Annotated in this window: 16 protein-coding genes; 9 read left to right on the forward strand and 7 right to left on the reverse strand. The window is 66.4% G+C overall.

The window, feature by feature from the left end:
• Window positions 1-492: 492 nt before the first annotated feature.
• The 3 genes from VVR41_RS08400 to VVR41_RS08410 all read right to left on the reverse strand — a co-directional run bounded on the left by VVR41_RS08400 (window position 493) and on the right by VVR41_RS08410 (window position 2555).
• A complete protein-coding gene (locus VVR41_RS08400; protein ID WP_321103541.1) occupies window positions 493-696 on the reverse strand; it encodes a hypothetical protein in 204 nt (67 codons plus the stop codon).
• A 2-nt stretch (window positions 697-698) separates the two neighbouring features.
• Complete coding sequence (gene bioB, locus VVR41_RS08405) at window positions 699-1739, reverse strand: biotin synthase BioB (protein WP_368524379.1); 1041 nt, start codon at window positions 1737-1739, stop codon at window positions 699-701.
• Window positions 1740-1970: 231 nt separating this feature from the next.
• On the reverse strand, window positions 1971-2555 hold the full coding sequence (locus tag VVR41_RS08410; protein ID WP_368524380.1) for a TetR/AcrR family transcriptional regulator: 585 nt from the start codon (window positions 2553-2555) through the stop codon (window positions 1971-1973).
• 132 nt (window positions 2556-2687) lie between these two features.
• Here VVR41_RS08410 and VVR41_RS08415 point away from each other — a divergent pair, with 132 nt between their 5' ends.
• Window positions 2688-4025, forward strand: coding sequence for a M20/M25/M40 family metallo-hydrolase (locus VVR41_RS08415; RefSeq protein ID WP_368524381.1), 1338 nt, complete (start codon window positions 2688-2690; stop codon window positions 4023-4025).
• Window positions 4026-4030: 5 nt separating this feature from the next.
• Here the strand turns inward: VVR41_RS08415 and VVR41_RS08420 are convergent, their stop codons facing one another.
• Window positions 4031-5203, reverse strand: a complete 1173-nt coding sequence (locus VVR41_RS08420) for an alpha-amylase family protein (RefSeq protein WP_368524382.1) — start codon at window positions 5201-5203, stop codon at window positions 4031-4033.
• A 221-nt stretch (window positions 5204-5424) separates the two neighbouring features.
• On the opposite strand from VVR41_RS08420, the gene VVR41_RS08425 reads away from it, so the two are divergent.
• Window positions 5425-5616: a helix-turn-helix transcriptional regulator gene (locus tag VVR41_RS08425; RefSeq protein ID WP_409338301.1), complete on the forward strand. Its 192-nt coding sequence runs from the start codon at window positions 5425-5427 to the stop codon at window positions 5614-5616.
• Window positions 5617-5620: 4 nt separating this feature from the next.
• Entirely contained in the window at window positions 5621-6109 is a 489-nt protein-coding gene (locus VVR41_RS08430) for a hypothetical protein (protein ID WP_368524384.1), read from the forward strand.
• Between the two features lie 343 nt (window positions 6110-6452).
• On the opposite strand, the gene VVR41_RS08440 is transcribed toward VVR41_RS08430, so the two are convergent.
• Complete coding sequence (locus VVR41_RS08440) at window positions 6453-8102, reverse strand: glutaminase (RefSeq protein ID WP_409338299.1); 1650 nt, start codon at window positions 8100-8102, stop codon at window positions 6453-6455.
• 57 nt (window positions 8103-8159) lie between these two features.
• Here VVR41_RS08440 and VVR41_RS08445 point away from each other — a divergent pair, with 57 nt between their 5' ends.
• Both VVR41_RS08445 and VVR41_RS08450 read left to right on the forward strand, forming a co-directional pair.
• A complete protein-coding gene (locus tag VVR41_RS08445) occupies window positions 8160-9743 on the forward strand; it encodes a hypothetical protein (protein ID WP_368524385.1) in 1584 nt (527 codons plus the stop codon).
• Between the two features lie 75 nt (window positions 9744-9818).
• A complete protein-coding gene (locus VVR41_RS08450; RefSeq protein ID WP_368524386.1) occupies window positions 9819-10829 on the forward strand; it encodes a hypothetical protein in 1011 nt (336 codons plus the stop codon).
• Here the strand turns inward: VVR41_RS08450 and VVR41_RS08455 are convergent.
• The gene (locus VVR41_RS08455; protein WP_368524387.1) at window positions 10798-11454 is read right to left on the reverse strand and encodes a helix-turn-helix transcriptional regulator; all 657 of its coding nucleotides are present in this window, start codon (window positions 11452-11454) and stop codon (window positions 10798-10800) included. The genes VVR41_RS08450 and VVR41_RS08455 overlap by 32 nt on opposite strands.
• 103 nt (window positions 11455-11557) lie before the next feature.
• Here VVR41_RS08455 and VVR41_RS08460 point away from each other — a divergent pair, with 103 nt between their 5' ends.
• Window positions 11558-11953 (forward strand): cupredoxin domain-containing protein, encoded by a 396-nt coding sequence (locus tag VVR41_RS08460; protein ID WP_368524388.1) that lies wholly within the window; start codon window positions 11558-11560, stop codon window positions 11951-11953.
• On the opposite strand, the gene VVR41_RS08465 is transcribed toward VVR41_RS08460, so the two are convergent.
• The gene (locus VVR41_RS08465) at window positions 11950-13281 is read right to left on the reverse strand and encodes a copper oxidase (protein ID WP_368524389.1); all 1332 of its coding nucleotides are present in this window, start codon (window positions 13279-13281) and stop codon (window positions 11950-11952) included. The genes VVR41_RS08460 and VVR41_RS08465 overlap by 4 nt on opposite strands.
• 330 nt (window positions 13282-13611) lie before the next feature.
• On the opposite strand from VVR41_RS08465, the gene VVR41_RS08470 reads away from it, so the two are divergent.
• The 3 genes from VVR41_RS08470 (at window position 13612) to VVR41_RS08480 (ending at window position 15665) form a co-directional block, all read left to right on the forward strand.
• Window positions 13612-13734 carry a hypothetical protein gene (locus tag VVR41_RS08470; protein ID WP_321102209.1) on the forward strand — a complete coding sequence of 41 codons (123 nt, stop codon included), beginning with the start codon at window positions 13612-13614 and terminating at the stop codon, window positions 13732-13734.
• Between the two features lie 369 nt (window positions 13735-14103).
• The gene (locus tag VVR41_RS08475; protein WP_368524390.1) at window positions 14104-14937 is read left to right on the forward strand and encodes an ABC transporter ATP-binding protein; all 834 of its coding nucleotides are present in this window, start codon (window positions 14104-14106) and stop codon (window positions 14935-14937) included.
• Window positions 14934-15665, forward strand: coding sequence for an ABC transporter permease (locus VVR41_RS08480; RefSeq protein WP_368524391.1), 732 nt, complete (start codon window positions 14934-14936; stop codon window positions 15663-15665). The genes VVR41_RS08475 and VVR41_RS08480 overlap by 4 nt, the downstream gene beginning before the upstream one ends.
• Window positions 15666-15674 lie beyond the last annotated feature (9 nt).

Consider the following 15674-nt stretch of genomic DNA (forward strand, 5'->3'; position numbering starts at 1 on the left):
CTTGGGCTGACCACGCTCTCGCTAGCCTAACCGCAGTCGTTGGGTGCACTTACTCGGAAGGTTGTAAACGGTGTGAGCGAAGCACGGAAGAGCCTTCAGTAGTGGAGTAGGTGATGACACCACCACCGATTCTTCCCCCTCAATCGAGGCCACCACCCGAGAATCCCCCACTATCTACCGCCATAGTCCGGACTTGTCCCCGACAAGCCCCTTGCCCCGAGTTCGTGGGTCGTCCAGTGCTGCTACCTCGTGCAGAAGCTTGCTGATCCTCTTCTGCATAGGTCATTCCAATTTCCGAAAGGCCTTTGCGGCACGAGGCGTGAACTCAATCGTCCAAACCGGGCTCAGCCTCTAGGTCCGCTAGCGAAATAGTCTCCAGCTTTCCCTGACGGGCAGCTTCCGCCTCCGCTTCGAGCACGTCAACGTATTCCATGCGCCCCAATCTGCGCATCCAAGGGTTCCCGAGTTCAGGAACTGCCTAGGCAGGGATTGTTAACGCTCCAGCCACTCCGAGCGGAACAGGCCGTGGCGCGAGCACGCGGCCTCCCACCCGAACGGATTGATCTTCACCACCATGCGGCGCCCGCACAGCGGGCAGATGCGCGGGGCGTCGAAGCGGCGGTCCGCGCGGGTGGCGAAGGTCGCTTCGCCGGCGAGGATGGCGTCGGCAAGCGCGGTGCTATCCGGGATCCTCACGGCTAGATGTTCTTGATTGCCCGCTCGATGGGGCGGGCGTCCTCGGCCACCGGGGTGAGGCCGAGGTTGCGGCCCGGCGCGATGCGGTCGACCAGGTCGCGGTCCTGCTCCATGGGACGGCCGAGGGTGGTCAGGTAGTTGCCGCCGATGATGGCGTTGGCGCCGCCAAGTAGGCCGGCTTCGGTGCCGTCGTCCCCAAGCACGAGCTCCGTGCCGCCCGCGAAGCGCAGCTGGACAGTGGGCATGGCCAGGCGGAACGCAGCGACCGCGCGCAGCGCGTCACTCTGCGGGACCGGCGGGCTGCCGGCGAACGGGGTGCCGGGGCGCGGGTCGAGGAAGTTCATCGGGACCTCGCACGGCTCCACCTCGGCGAGCTGGACCGCGAACTCGGCGCGCTGCTCAAGCGTCTCGCCGAGGCCAATGATGCCACCGCAGCAGGTCTCCATGCCCTCGGCGCGCACGTAGTCAAGGGTGTTCTTGCGCTCCTCCCAGGTGTGGGTGGTGACCACGTTGGGGAAGAACGAGCGGGCCGTCTCGAAGTTGTGGTTGTAGCGGCTGATGCCCATCTCGCGCAGCTGACGTGCCTGGTCGCGGGTGAGGATGCCCAGAGACGCGGACAGGGAGATCTCCACCTCCTCGTTGATGGCGGTGACGGCCTCGCGCACCTGGTCGAGGAGGTTCTGGGTCGGGCCCTTCACGGCGGCGACGATGCAGAACTCAGTCGCGCCCATTTTCCTGGTCTGCTTCGCGGCCTCGACCAGCTCAGCGATGTCGAGGGTCACGGCGCGCACCGGAGACTCGAACAGCGCGGACTGGGAACAGAAGTGGCAGTCCTCCGGGCAGCCGCCTGTCTTCAGAGAGATGATGCCTTCCATGCTCACTTCCACGCCGCAGTGGCGGACGCGCACCTCGTGGGCAAGTTCGAGCAGTTCTTCAAGGTGCTCGTCGGGAAGCGTGAGCACCTCGAGCAGCTCCTGCTGGTTGAGGCCTTCGCCGTTTTCGAGGACTTTCTCGCGGGCGATTTCTAGAATGGGGGCAGTCATCATTGAACTCCGTTCAGTTTGGGTGCGATCACTATATCGCACTTCTTGAACGGTGTTCATCAAATGGGGGGGTTGTGGCGATTCTGGCGGGCCTTATGGGCGCATCGCAGTGACAAATGTTGTCGGTCAGGAAATCTGACCTGGGGAAAGTGACAAATGTCGCGCCGCCGGAGCCACATTTGTCACTGGGCCGCCCAAGCAAGGCAGCCCCGCCCAGGCAAGGCCACCCGATCAGGCCTCGTCGCACATGTCGAGCGTCCGCGCCACGGCGCAGAAGCGCTGGGAGGCAATCTCGCCGCTTTCCGAGTTCCGCAGCACCGACACCAGCACTCCCAACGCCCCAGCGATGACGAAGTCGGTCGTCCACCCGAGAGCATCCTCGGCAACTTCCTTGCCGCGGGCCCCCACTCGCTCCTGAATCACCTCGCGCGTCACCGGCACCATGGCCTGACGGCACTGGTCGTAGATGAGGGCGCCGGCTGGGCCGCTGAGGAGGTTGAGCACAACCTCCCGGTTCTCGGCGATTGCGTCGACGCAGCCGGAAATCAATGTCCCGTCGCCGGAGCCCGAGCGAAACGTGGAGATGCAGTTGACCAGCGGTTCGAAAAGAACCGGCTCCGCGACCGCGAGGAGGAGGCTCTCGCGGGAGGTGAAGTGCTCGTAGAACGCCTGGCGGCTCACCCCGGCAGCCTTCACGATGCCCGAGACGGACAGGTCCTCCGAGCTGTTGTTTTGGAGAAGATCACGGGCGGCGTCGATAAGCTGAGCTCGCGTGCGTAACGCCCGTGGGTCGGTGCTGTCACCGCGTCGTATCACTATCACTTCCTGTTCATAAGTAATAAAACTCAATAGATGCGCGATTTCTTATTTTCGGGAGTTTACACGGGGCGCGCCCCAGGTCCAGTGCCCGGGCGATTCCGGAAAAACAGTGTGAGTAACGTGTGCACCATGTCCAGCCTGCACTCGTCCGACCTCACCCGCGCCACCGTCGACTTGCTTACCGAGATGATCCGCAACGCCTGCGTCAACGACGGCACCCCGGATTCCGGTTTCGAGCACCGCAACGCCGACACCCTGGAGAAGTTCTTCGCAGGTGCACCCGTTTCCGTGCGGCGCTTCGAGTCCCACCCGGGCCGAGTCTCCATCGCGTTCACGGTCGAAGGCTCCGACCCGGAGGCCGAGCCGTTGACCCTGCTTGGACACACGGACGTCGTACCCGTCGACAGGCCCAAGTGGACGAAGGATCCCTTCGGAGCCGAGCTTATCGACGGCCGGATCTACGGCCGCGGCGCCACCGACATGCTCTATATCACCGCCGCCATGGCCGCGGTGACCCGCGAGGTCGCCCTGTCCGGAACCGCTCCGCGCGGCACCCTGACCTTTGTCGGCCTCGCCGACGAGGAGGCCCGTGGCGGGCTCGGCGCGAAGTGGATCGCAGAGAACGAGCCGGACGCGTTCAGCTGGAAAAACTGCCTGTCGGAAGAGGGCGGGTCCCACCTGCCCGTTCACGACGGCTCCGACGCTCTGGTTGTCGTCGTCGGCGAAAAGGGCGCGGCCCAGCGCCGGCTCGTGGTGCACGGCGACGCCGGCCACGGCTCCGCTCCTTACGGGCGCGCCTCCGCCGTCGCGCTGATTGCCGAGGCAGCCCGGCGCGTCGCCGCGGCGGCACCCGGCATCCGCTCCGACGAGCTGTGGGAAGGTTACGTCCGCTCCTTCCGCTTCGACGCGGACACCGAGGCGCAGCTGCTGCGCGGCGAGGGCTATGAGGCACTCGGCGACCTCGCCGGCTACTCCCACGCGATGAGCCACCTGACCATCGCCTCGACGGTCCTGCGCGCGGGCTCGGCCATCAACGTGCTTCCCTCCACGGCGTACCTCGAACTGGACATCCGCCCGCTGCCGGGTCAGACCCAGGACGACATCGACGCGCTGCTTCGCGAGGCCCTCGGCGACATCGCCGACCAGGTGGAGATCCAGCACCTCATCACCGAAGACGCCAGCGTCTCCCCGACCTCGGGCCCGCTCTACAGCGCCATCGTGGACACCTTCGCGGAGTTCTTTCCCGACGCCCCGGTTGTGCCCACCATCGCCGCCGGCGGCTCCGACCTGCGCTTCGCCCGCTTCCGCGGCGGGGTGGGCTACGGCTTCGCCCTGCACCGGCCCGGCCAGACCCTCGGCGGGGTGCTCAACCAGCTGCACGGCCACGACGAGTACGTCGAGCTTGACGACGTCTCCCTCACAGCCCACGCCTACCGCTCGCTAGTGCGCCGCTTCCTCGGCGCGTGACCTGGCTACTGCCCGCTCCACTCGTAGAGCGTCTCGCCGCCTGAGTGGATGCGGACGCCGGGGGCGGGGGTCAGGTGGGCGTCGATAAGCAATTGCTCGTTGCTCGTGAACGAGCGCAACGTGATTGCTTCGTTGGTCTTGTCCACGACCTCGACCTGCGCGCGCGTGAGCCACGGGTGGCGGCGGCGCAGGCCGATGAGCGCCTGATGCTGCTCGAAGACCCAGCCGCCCAGGGGCGAGAGCTCGGCCGGGGTGGCGGGAAGGGCGGGCCGGACCGCGTCGTCGGCCGCGAAGCCCTCGGTGCGCAGGCCCTCGAAGCCCTGCTCGTCGCCGTAATAGATGCTCGGCATCCCGGGGAGCGTCATAAGGATCGCCAGCGCAACGACCTCCCCGGCCTGGCCGACGGTGCTGGCGATGCGGTCGACGTCGTGGTTGCCGATGAACGTATTCGGCAGCACCCGCGCGCAGATCTCATTGTGGCGGCCGATGGCGTGGTCGAGCTCCCAGAAGTTCACGTCCTTGATAGACGACCAGATCGCCTTCCACAGCTCGTACTGCGTCACCGCATCCAACGTGCTGGCGTTGGCGATCTCCGCGTAGTCGCCGTGGATCACCTCCCCGAGGAACAGCGCGTCAGGGAACTCCTCGCGCACCCGGCCGAGCACGTCGCTCCAGAACTCCGCCGACACGGAATACGCCACGTCGAGGCGCCAGCCCGCGATGCCACGGCGCAGCCAGTGCAGCATGATGTCCGTGACCATGTCGCGGACTCGCTCGTCGCCGTGGTGCAGCGTGGCGAGCTCCGCGTGGCCCTCCCAGTCAGTGTCGCCGGCGAGCCCCTGCGCCACCGCGGGGTGGGTGCGCGCCACGTGGTTGAACACCCCGTCGAGCATGACCTTGATGCCGCGGGCGGAGCACTCGGCGATCAGCCAGTCGAAGTCTGCGTCGTCGCCGAGCCTGGCGTCGATGGCGTAGTGATCGAGCGTGTCGTAACCGTGGCCGACGGACTCAAAGATCGGGCCGAGTAGCAGCCCGTCGCAGCCTAGGTCAGTGAGGTAGTCGAGCCACGGCCCGAGGTGGCGCAGACGGTGCCCGCTGTCGTCAGCGGCGCGCTCGCGCACGGGCGCCCCGGTCGCCCCGAGCGGGTAGACGTGCCACCAAATGGTGTCGGCGATCATGTCAGGCTCCTTCCCCGTGCGCCGGAATCGACTATCGCGCGGTTGCCGCGTACCCCGCCAGGCTACGTGGAGTTGCGGGTTGGGGCTTCTGCGGTGGTGCGCTGCGACATGATGGGTAATTTTCTTCACCGCGGAGGTAAGTATTCTTTACATTTAGTCGTCTTTGTTTTAGGGTATGCCTAGGAACGTTGAAAGGATTCCACGTGACTGAACAGCACAACATGGTGCGCCGGTGGCGGCGCTGGCGGGAGATGTCGCAACAGGAACTCGCCGAGAAGGTGGGCGTGACGCGGCAGACCATCGCGAACATCGAGAAAGGCAACTACTCCCCCTCGGTCCACCTGGCGCTCGCTATCTGCAAGGTGCTCGGAAAGACCGTCGAAGAAGTCTTCGGCGACGAACAGGAAAGTTAGGACAATGCAGGCAATCAAGAACTTCGGCGACTACGCGGTGCGCGCCACCGAGGCCACAGGCGACGACGAATACCAGCGCGACATGCTGCACAAAGCCAACACCGTGGCCGTGGAGGCGTCGCCGGTAATCCTGGCGTTGGTCTTCGCAATCCTGGCCTGGGTGCTCGACGGCACCTACTCGGTCTACGCGGTGCTGGCTATTCTGCCTCTGACAGCTGCCCAGGCCATTTCGCTGATGTGGCTGCGCAACTACGCCCCCCGCCCGCGACCGCGGCGCTTCTTCACTACCCGCAACATCCCGTTCTTCATCCTCTGGGCGGTCGGCATGGCGGGCATCGCCTACAACACCTTCGGCCTGGACGGAGGGGGCGCGTCCGGAATGATCATCGGCGGCGTCGTCGGCGCCGTCACGGTGGCGGTTCTTGCCCCGAAAATAGTCATGCGCAAGCGGCTCAAGGACTCACGACGCCTGGACCAGCAGCTCGAGGACTAGGCGGGATTGCCCAGGCTACGGGGGCGGGGGTTGGGGTCGGGCTTGGGCGGGCCTGAGCCGGAAATAACGAGCATCTAGGCCGAAAACCGCCCCGAAACCGGGCCAAAACCGCCTAGATGCTCGTCCCGTCACACACGTAACACCCACCCGCGACACCCGGAGCCTGAAAAGTCCGCACTGCGGACACCCCAACCGGCGCGGTGCCGGAAATAACGAGCATCTAGGCCGAAAACGGCCCCAAAACCGCGCCAAAACCGCCTAAATGCTCGTCCCGTCACACACGACACACGCGTAACACACACGACACACGCGTCACGCCCACACACGCACCCACCCGACGCGCCTACCCCTTCCTCTCCGCGGAGCGCTTCTTCAAACCGTCGAGGCGGTCGCGCCACCCCTCGGTGAGCTCCTGGTAACGGGCATTGTGCGGCAGCAGTCCGCGGTGGGTCAGCTTCACCCGCGTGTCCCCGGATTCGCTGTCCTCGAGTTCGAAGATGACGTCGGTGTCGCGCCAGGTGGAGTCGTCCTTGTCCCGGTCGTCGGTGGGTTCGACGTGCCACACGAGGCGGTCGCCGTCGGTGGCTTCGTTGACGGTGAACTCGGCGTAGTCGTCGCCGCCTTCGACGTGGAACTCGTCGCCCGGTTCGCACGCGGAGCCGCCCACGACGTCGCTCCACCAGTCCTTGGGGTTCTGGATTGCCTTGTAGACGTCCTTGCGCGGGGCGGCAACGTCGAAGGATGTGGAGAAGTCCTCGACGGATTCGACATGCGTCCCGTCCGAGAATTCGTAGTCCGGCATCGCGCCCTCCGGGTCGTAGATGCGTACTTCGCACCCGTTGTCCCGGAACTCCTTGAAGCCTTCCTTGATCAGCATGCGCCCGGCCTTGTTGAAGCTGGTGACCCGGGAGACGTCGAGGACCAGGTAGGAGGTGTCGAGGTGCATGTCGGACAGGTCGTGGATGATTTTCTCGGCGGCGGTGAAGTTGATCATTCCTTGCAGCGCCACCACGGTGCGGTCGCGGCCGCGGTCGACAGATTTGATGCCCGGCGCGGCGTAGTAGTCCGCAGACATGAGGTTTAGGCCGAGGGAGTGCGACAGTTCGCGGAAGATCTTCACGCCGCGCACGGAGTTGCCTTCCTTGTTGAGCCGCGGGCTTAGCGACGCAATCCCCAACTGCCCCGGCATCGTCCCGATCAGACCTCCGGCAACACCGGACTTGGCCGGGATGCCTACGTTGACCATCCAGCGCCCGGAGCCGTCGTACATGCCGGCGGAGGTCATCACGGCTTGGGTGACGCGGCACGCCTCGGCGGAGAGTACCCGCTCGCCGGTGATCGGTTGGACTCCCCCGTTGGCCAGCGTGGCGGCCATGACCGCGAGGTCTTTGATGGTCACCATGATCGAGCATTGCTGCGTGTAGCTGTTGACGGCGTCGTGGGCGCCGTCGTTGATCATCCCCACTTCCCGCAGCAGGTGCGCGATGCCCATGTTGCGGTGCGCGGAGTTCAGCTCGATCTGCACGATTTTGTCGTAGACGCGCAGTTCGCGCCCGGCGAGGCGGGACAGGAAGTCGCGGATCTTTTCCACGCGTTCTTCGACAGACGAGTTGGAGCCGTTGATCAGCTGGTTGACGGTGATGGCACCGGCGTTGATCATCGGGTTCGCGGGGCGGTTGGTCTCTTCGTCGAGAGATATTGCGTTGAATGCCTCGCCGGACGGTTCGACGCCGACGTATTTGTGCACTTCCTCCGCGCCGAGCTCTTCGAGGGCGAGGGCGTAGACGAACGGCTTGGAGATGGACTGGATGGAGAACTCGCAGTCGTCGTCGCCGACGGAGTAGAGGTGCCCCGACGCGGTACAGACCGCCAGGCCCAGTTTGTCTGGGTCGGCATTTTTCAGCTCATCGATGTAGTCCGCCACTTCACCACCGTCTTCGTCGCGGACGGATTCGAGGATGCGGTTTAAGTACTCAGGCACGGGAGTAGGCATGTTTTTCATGGTACGGGGCTGCGCGATCGCTTATCGACGCCCAACTACCCTCAAACCATGACGGATAAGCGCCTCGCCCTATGTACCCTCACCGTCGCGGTCGTCGGCGTCGCGTTGCGCAGCCTCGTTGCCGCGGGCGGCTGGCTGTACTGGGACGACCTGATCCTGCAGTCGAAGGCCCGCGAGCTCGGCCTCGGCGCGGCCCTGTTCACCCCGCACGACGGCCACCTCATGCCCGCCGCGTGGCTCATCGAATGGCTGCTGGCCACTGTCGCGCCGCTGAGCTGGCCCGCCGCCCTCGCCGTGCTCGTCTGCCTGCAGGCGCTGGCGGCTGCCGCGGTGGCGTGGTCCGCCCGCCAGTTCGCCGGCCGGTGGGCGCCGCTTCCCCTCGCGGTGTATCTGGCCACCCCGCTCACGCTGCCGGTAACGACGTGGCTCGCTGCCGGAATCAACGCCCTGCCCATGCACGCGGCGATGGCGATGGTGCTCGGCCACGCCGCGCGCAACAGGCGCGGCGACATGGCCAAGGCTGCCGGGTGGCTTGTCCTCGGGCTGGCGTTTAACGAGCGCGCGCTGCTCATCACCCCGCTCGCACTCGTCGCCCTGGCGTGCTGGGGCTACCGTGACCGCGTCCGGCCGCTGGCCACGGTGTTGGCCGCCCCGACGCTGGCGTGGGCGATGGTCTACGCTGCGCTGGCGCGGCCCGACGGAACCGCCGACGAGCGAGTCTCCCTCACCGCGCTGCTGTGGCGCGGATACGTCGAGGGGCTCATTCCCACCGCCGCCGGCGGCCCGTGGGTGTGGGGGCGCTGGCACCCTTCGCCGCCGTTCGCGCAGGCCCCGCTGCCACTCATTCTGCTCGGGGTGCTGGTGGTGGGTGTGGTGCTGTGGTGGGGGCGTCGACAAGCGATCGTGTGGCTCCCGGCGGCGGTGTACCCGGTCGTGCCGATCCTCGGGCTGTGGTGGCTGCGCTCCAGCGGCGAGACGGCGGTGGAGATCGTGCTGACGCTGCGCCATCTCTCCGAGGTCGCGGTGCCCGTCGCCCTGGCGCTGGCGGTGCTGCAGTCGCGGTTGCGCATCCCGCCTGTGGCCGTCGCCGCCTTCGTAGTGTCCTCGCTGGTCAGCGCATTCACGCTTGCGCAGTCCTGGGCACAGCAGCCGGCGCGCGAGTACTTCGCCGCCCTGGACCAGCCCGGGCTGAACCAGGAGGTGCCCGCGGAGGTGCTGCTGCCCGTCGCGCACCCGCACAACCGCCTCGACCACCTCGCCCCCTGGCTCGTAACCCCCTCCACTACGCAGCCCTCGCTTATCGACGCCCACGGCACCCGCCACCGCGCCACCCTCCTGCCCTCCCGCACGGGCGCGGACACCTGCACTCGCGGCGGCGAGGCCACGATCGCGCTCGACGGGCCGCTGTACGACCTCGAGTGGACCGTTCTGCTGAACTACAACGCGTCCGCCGACGGCACCGCGGCTGTGTCGCTAGGCGGTGACCCCGTCGAGGTGCCCGTCGCGCAGGGCCTCAACCAGGTCTGGGTCCGGGTCGCCGGCGCGGCGCCCGAGATCACGGTGCGCTCGGATGTGGATCTGTGCTTCGGCCGCAGCGAGGTCGGGCAGCTGATCCTTACCGACGGAAACTAGATGTCGCACGGTTGGACTACAGTACACACCAGTACTAACCGTTGCCTTTCACATTCCTTACAAGGAGTTTCTGTCATGCGCGAGTGGAGTCTGCCCGCCGTCGTCGCCGTATCCGCCCTCGCCCTGACGGGCTGCTCCCTTAGTGGTGACAGCGGGCGCCCAACAGTGACCCAGACGGCCTACACCACCGTCGACGCCGCGCCCGGCGCGGAGGCAGACGCTGGCACCGACCCGGCGCCCGCCTCGGATGCGGCGGCCACCTTCGCGGATGTGCTCGCGAACCCGGGCAAGATCCCGGTGAGCCCGGCCGCGCGCTACGAGCCCAAGGGCACGTACTCCTACACGTTTACGGACATCAACGCCGACGGCATCGAGGACATGCTGCTGCGCGTGGATAGCACGGAGTTCGCCCCGGTCATCGCGCTGCGCGCCGACGGCAAGGGCGGTTACGTCGCCTCGAAGGACGTGCTTATCGACGGCGCCGCCGGCGCCGGCGGCTCCCGCGCCTGGGTCCACGCCACCGCCGACGGTGACGGGATCATCCAGGAAGACGGCGGCTCCACCAGCCCGACTAAGAAGGCGACCCGTTTCCGGATGGAGGGCGACTCCCTTGTCGCAGGTGAGGAATCGACCCACGACTCCCTCCAGCCCATCCCGAACGCCAAGCAGATCGACTGGCTCGACACCGCGACCGCGCAGTCGCGCAACCCGGGCCTCGTGCAGCAGGCCGCACCGGCTGTACCGGCCGGGGCGACGCTGTCCGGGACCATCAAGGTGTTGACCAACGCCGAGCTGCTGCGGGGACGTGCGACCGCCAACGGCGAGCCGGCAGACCAGACGCATCTGGTCTTCGTCTACGACTCCCCACAAAACCTCGAAGGAAGCAAGCCCGGCTCAGACCCTGTCACCCAGGAAAGCTGGTTCGCCGCCCTGGAAGGCGAGGCGGAGAACGCCTTCGATTGGTACTCCTACGTGGACAAGCACGTGACCATCACGTACGACCCGTCGTCGGTCACCCACCGATCGGATACGTCGTTGCCGCCGGGCACGCAGATCAAGCGCGTGTACGACGTTCAGGAGAGCTAGGAACGCGGGCGCCGCACTCGCCCGGCCGGTCGAACGGCATGACGTCGACCTCCTCGGAACCGGTCACCTCGCGCAAGAACCCCTCGTGCATCGCGCAGATCAAGGGGGTCGGGCGCTGGCCCGCCTCCGTAACGAAGGGGCAGGCGGTCAGGCCGATCTCGCCCGGAGCCTCGCGCTCGTAGGGCGCGAACCCCATGTCCCGCAGGTGAGCGCCCAGCTCCTGTTCGCCAGGAACGGCGCCAGTGGCGCGGGCCCAGTTGCGCCCGATCTCACGGGCGGCGTCGATATCGCCCTCCGGCAGGGACTGCGTGAGAACCTCGACGAGCGAGACGTATTCGCTCGTCACGCTGCTGCGGCGCGGCACGCGGACGACGTACTTGTGGCGCGGGCGGCCACGGCCGGTACCCGGCACGGTCATCACGGCGATGACTCCCTCGGCAAGCAAGGCGTCGAGGTGGCCCCGGACGGTGTTGGGATGCATGGCGAGTGCGGAGCTGAGGTCGTCGATAAGCGCGCCCCCGTCGAAACTGCGAACGGCGGCGAGAACCTCGCGCTGCTTGGTGCTCAGCGTCGCGGCGGCGCGCAGCAAATCCTCGGTGGGGCGCGGCGTGCGCTCGGTGTCCATGGGGTCCTCCGCTCTGGCCCGCGGGGCCACGATCACCCCGAATTGTACGATAAGGTTCAGCGCCACTTCGACGCTGAACTGACCTGGAAAAGGATGGCCTGGCATGCAACGCACCGACTCCATCGCCTGGGGCATCGTCGCGGTGTTCCTCGCCGCCGTCGTCGCCGTAACGCTCGCGTTCGGCGCGTCAGACGCGCGCTCTAACGCAGCGCTGCCCACGGGCGACGACATCGTGACCGCGGAGGTCACCATCGAAGGCATGCACTTCGTGCCAAATAGCGTCGAGGTCCCCGCCGGAAAGAGGCTGGTGCTGAAGGTGACCAACCCGGACACCCAGCAGCACGATTTGAAGATCGGCTCCGGCTACACCGGGCGCATCAACCCGGGCGAGTCCGTGGTGTACGACTTCGGCGAGTTCACCGAGGACGCCCAGGGCTGGTGCACCATCGCCGGGCACAAGGCGATGGGCATGGTCTTTACAGTGAAGGCGACGGGCTAAAGCGCCAGCAGGATCGCCGCGCTCAGCGCGCCGACGACGCCGAGAGCGGCGAGCGTCTGCCGCCCCGCCTTCGGGTCGTACGCCACGCCGGGCCCCTCTTGCTTACCCTCCATCACCGCGCGCTGCGTCTTCACCGCGGAGATCATCAGCGGCACAAACGCTACGAGGACGACGAAAACGAGCATACTCATCACCACGCGCAGCCACGACGAGTCGGTGACCAGCCACACGATCAGCGCGAGGTTGTACACGACGAAGCGGAACACCCCGGCTGTGTCGAAGCGGCGCATCCCGGCGCGCACCGCGGCCGGCCCGCCGCCCATGTTGGTGGGCAGCAGGAAGCTCATCGTGCCGAAGAGCAGCTGGGCGGCAAACCCGAGCAGCAGCATCAGCGTGGGCGGAACCATCTCGCGGCCCGCCACGAGTTGGACTCCCCACGCGACCTGCGCGGCCACCAGCCACGCCGCGGAGGCCAGGGCAGACAGCGCCGGGTAGGTCGGGGTGCGGCGCGCGCCGAGCAGGGTGGCCAGCCAGCCCTGCAGGGACCACGCCCACCCCGCGACATAGACGAACAGCCCGAGGGCCTCCAGGGGCGGCAGCGCGAGCAGGGCGCCGGCCGCGGCGGTGACAACACCCGTCGCGCACAGCGCCACGCTTGTCGACGCCCGATTCCTCACCCCGCGCGCCCTCCACATCGCCGGGAGAAGAACAGTAAGCGCACTCAGCGCTGTCAGCCCCACGAAGCCGCCGACGTTGATGTAGACGTGCGCCGCCAACACCCGGCTTTGCCACTGACCCGGCAGCCCGGCCGCCAGCGCCGCGCCGAACAGGGCGCCGAGGGGAAGCGCCAAGGACGCGCAGATGAAGCCCAGCGCCGCGGGGTAGAAGCGCTTGGTGTGATCCACTGTCACGATCTGGCTGGCCAGGGCGACGGCGTGCCAGGCCATCACAGCCGCGACTCCCGTCGCGCCCACCGCGGTGACTACCCAGTGCCACTCCCATAACCCGGCGAGCAGCTGCCCGGTGACCACGAAGACGATGGCGAGGTTGAGCAAGCGGATGCGCAGGAGCTGCGGGGGCCGGTCGGCGTCGCGAAGCCGCGCCTGCAGGAAGCGTTCGGTGAGGTTTTGCGACCACACCACGATCGAGTTGGTGAGGATGCCGAGGGTGAAGATGTGCACCATCACCCAGCGCGCCTCGGGGATGAAGGTGTGAGTCAGTCCGACCGCGATGAAGACGGCCATCCACACCGTCACTGGGCGCGATGCCTTGCGGTGCCACGCCCGCGGGCTCCACTTGTTTTCCTGTTTACGCTGGTCGGAGGTCATATCGAATACTCTACGCCCGCGTGTCGGGGCGGCGCTGGAGGGGCGCGTGATACCTACATCACCCCCACATAGGGGTGTTTTTGCCGCGTGTCAACCTGTGAACGTTGCGGTGGGGCCCGCACGAGGGTGTCGGCGAGGCCTGAATCGGCCGGATCATCGTCACCTGCACGGACGCCTGCGCACCGCGTGTTGCGGGCGTTACAAATTTCAGAGTATTCCTACGTTCTTATGCGTTGCACCCCAAAAGTACCCAGGTGGGGGTCTTGGCCTGCGCCCACGGCCTCCGTACCGTCGTCGGGGCAAGCGAAAAACAAACGAAAGGAACACACCATGTTCGACGTCATCACCGATTTCTTCCAGCTCGTCATCAACTACACCACCGCCGCTGTGAAGATGCCGTTCGACTTCCTCAACGAGGTTTCCTCCCTGTCCTCTAACGGTTCCTCCAAGTAAGGAACTCTCGAGGCTCTAGGAGCTTCACCGCCCTTCCCTTCTCGGGGAGGGCGGTTTTTCGTGTGCGGGGGGGCGGTTGGGTGGAAATAACGAGCATGTAGACCGAAAACGGCCCCAGACGGGCCGCGAAACCGCCTAGATGCTCGTTATTTCCGCCAGGCTCCCTTCAGTCCAAGAACGCAAGGCTAAGAATCCACCGTGTAGCCCGCAAAGGGCGGATTCTTAGCCGTGTGTTCTTAGCCGGCACCGGAACCGGACGCTACACGGACCATGACAAATGTCATCCCAAACGATGACAAACGGCTCTACCAGCAGCTTCTCTTGTCCGCGAAACTGTCAGTCATGGACACAGTGATTGAAGTACATGAGATGACAAGGCGGTACGGCGGCTATGTGGCCGTCGATAAGCTGAACCTGACCGTGCGTGCCGGTGAGATCTACGGCCTGCTGGGGACGAACGGCGCCGGCAAGACCTCCACCCTCGAGGTGATGGAGGGCCTGGCACGGCCGAGTGAGGGGACGGTGCGCATCAGCGGGATGGATCCTGTGCGTGAACGCGCGAAGGTGCGTCCGCACCTGGGGATCATGCTGCAGTCGGGGGGCCTGCCCCAGGCGCTGACCGTGGCAGAGTCCCTGGAGATGTGGGCCGGAACCTGTTCGACGCCGCGACCCATCGCCGAGGTGCTCGAGGAGGTCCAGCTGTCCCACCGCGCTGACGTGAAGGTCGGCGCGCTCTCCGGCGGGGAGCAGCGCCGACTCGACTTGGCCTGCGCCGTCGTCGGCGACCCGGCTGTGCTCTTCCTCGATGAGCCGACGACGGGTCTGGACCCGGAGTCCCGGCACCGCGTGTGGGGCATGCTGGAGGAAATGAAGCGGCGGGGTGTGACGATGATGCTCACCACCCACTACCTCGATGAGGCGGAGCAGCTGTGCGACCGGCTGTCCATTATGGACGGCGGGCGTATCGAGTGCGAGGGAACCGTCGCGGAGCTCACGGCGCGCGAGCCCGCGCACCTGAGCTACCTCCGCGACGGCGAACTGGTGAACATACCCACTTTCGACCTGCAGGGCGAGGCGCACGCGCTGCTGACCTGGGCGCACGACAACAACGTGGTGCTGGACAGCTTCGCTGCTCAACCCGCCACGCTGGAACATGTCTTTCTCCGCATCGCAGGAGACAACGCCAAGGAGGTCACCCGATGAACCGCATCACCGCTCTAGCCCGCGCTGAAGGACGGCAGTTCTTCCGCAACCCGCTCCTCGTTTCCATGATGCCCCTGCCCGTCGCCCTGGCGGTGTTCATGGCGAAGATGATCGACAGCCCTCTAGGAATCGCTCTTGCCGCGGGCATGTTCGTGCTGTTTAGCCTGGGTTTTGTCGTGTACTACTCAGCCCTGTCGATGGCGACAACCCGGCGCGACGAGCGAGTGCTCAAACGCCTGCGCACCGGCGAGGCCCACGATTGGGAGATCCTCACCGCCATTGCGTTGCCGCTTGGCCTCATGGTCATCGTGCTAACTCCGATCACCGTGGTGCTGATGAGTCTGATCGCCGGCGCGGATCTTCCTGCCAACCCGCTCTACATGGCAGCCTCGGTCCTGTTGGGTGTGCCCTTCTCCTACGGTCTGGCCCTGTTGACCAGTCGCTTCACCAAGAACGCCGAAGCCGCGGCGATCACGTCCTTCCCGGTGCTCCTCGTTTCGATGGCCTCTCTTCCCGGCGGGATACGCGAGCTTCTCCGCGCCCAGTCTGAGCTGGTAGCGGCGCTCGTTGACTGGAATCCCTTCGCCTTGGCCATCGATTTGTTCGTGCACGGGTGGATCGGTGAGACCGTGGACCGCCCGTTGCTGACCCTGGCCGCGCTGACCGCCTGGACACTTGTGCTCACGGGAGCCGGGATCCGTTGGATGCGGTGGGACACTCACCGCTAGGCTCGAGCG

Origin of the sequence: Corynebacterium sp. LK2510 (assembly GCF_040946405.1) — a bacterium.
Classification (GTDB): domain Bacteria; phylum Actinomycetota; class Actinomycetes; order Mycobacteriales; family Mycobacteriaceae; genus Corynebacterium.

Coding starts and splice junctions, on each gene's coding strand:
- VVR41_RS08420 (WP_368524382.1), bottom strand. CDS start 5,203: ATGATCGCCGACACCATTTGGTGGCACGTCTACCCGCTCGGGGCGACC.
- VVR41_RS08430 (WP_368524384.1), top strand. CDS start 5,621: ATGCAGGCAATCAAGAACTTCGGCGACTACGCGGTGCGCGCCACCGAG.
- bioB (WP_368524379.1), bottom strand. CDS start 1,739: ATGACTGCCCCCATTCTAGAAATCGCCCGCGAGAAAGTCCTCGAAAAC.
- VVR41_RS08425 (WP_409338301.1), top strand. CDS start 5,425: ATGGTGCGCCGGTGGCGGCGCTGGCGGGAGATGTCGCAACAGGAACTC.
- VVR41_RS08440 (WP_409338299.1), bottom strand. CDS start 8,102: ATGCCTACTCCCGTGCCTGAGTACTTAAACCGCATCCTCGAATCCGTC.
- VVR41_RS08465 (WP_368524389.1), bottom strand. CDS start 13,281: ATGACCTCCGACCAGCGTAAACAGGAAAACAAGTGGAGCCCGCGGGCG.
- VVR41_RS08445 (WP_368524385.1), top strand. CDS start 8,160: ATGACGGATAAGCGCCTCGCCCTATGTACCCTCACCGTCGCGGTCGTC.
- VVR41_RS08470 (WP_321102209.1), top strand. CDS start 13,612: ATGTTCGACGTCATCACCGATTTCTTCCAGCTCGTCATCAACTACACC.
- VVR41_RS08455 (WP_368524387.1), bottom strand. CDS start 11,454: ATGGACACCGAGCGCACGCCGCGCCCCACCGAGGATTTGCTGCGCGCC.
- VVR41_RS08480 (WP_368524391.1), top strand. CDS start 14,934: ATGAACCGCATCACCGCTCTAGCCCGCGCTGAAGGACGGCAGTTCTTC.
- VVR41_RS08475 (WP_368524390.1), top strand. CDS start 14,104: ATGACAAGGCGGTACGGCGGCTATGTGGCCGTCGATAAGCTGAACCTG.
- VVR41_RS08450 (WP_368524386.1), top strand. CDS start 9,819: ATGCGCGAGTGGAGTCTGCCCGCCGTCGTCGCCGTATCCGCCCTCGCC.
- VVR41_RS08460 (WP_368524388.1), top strand. CDS start 11,558: ATGCAACGCACCGACTCCATCGCCTGGGGCATCGTCGCGGTGTTCCTC.
- VVR41_RS08415 (WP_368524381.1), top strand. CDS start 2,688: ATGTCCAGCCTGCACTCGTCCGACCTCACCCGCGCCACCGTCGACTTG.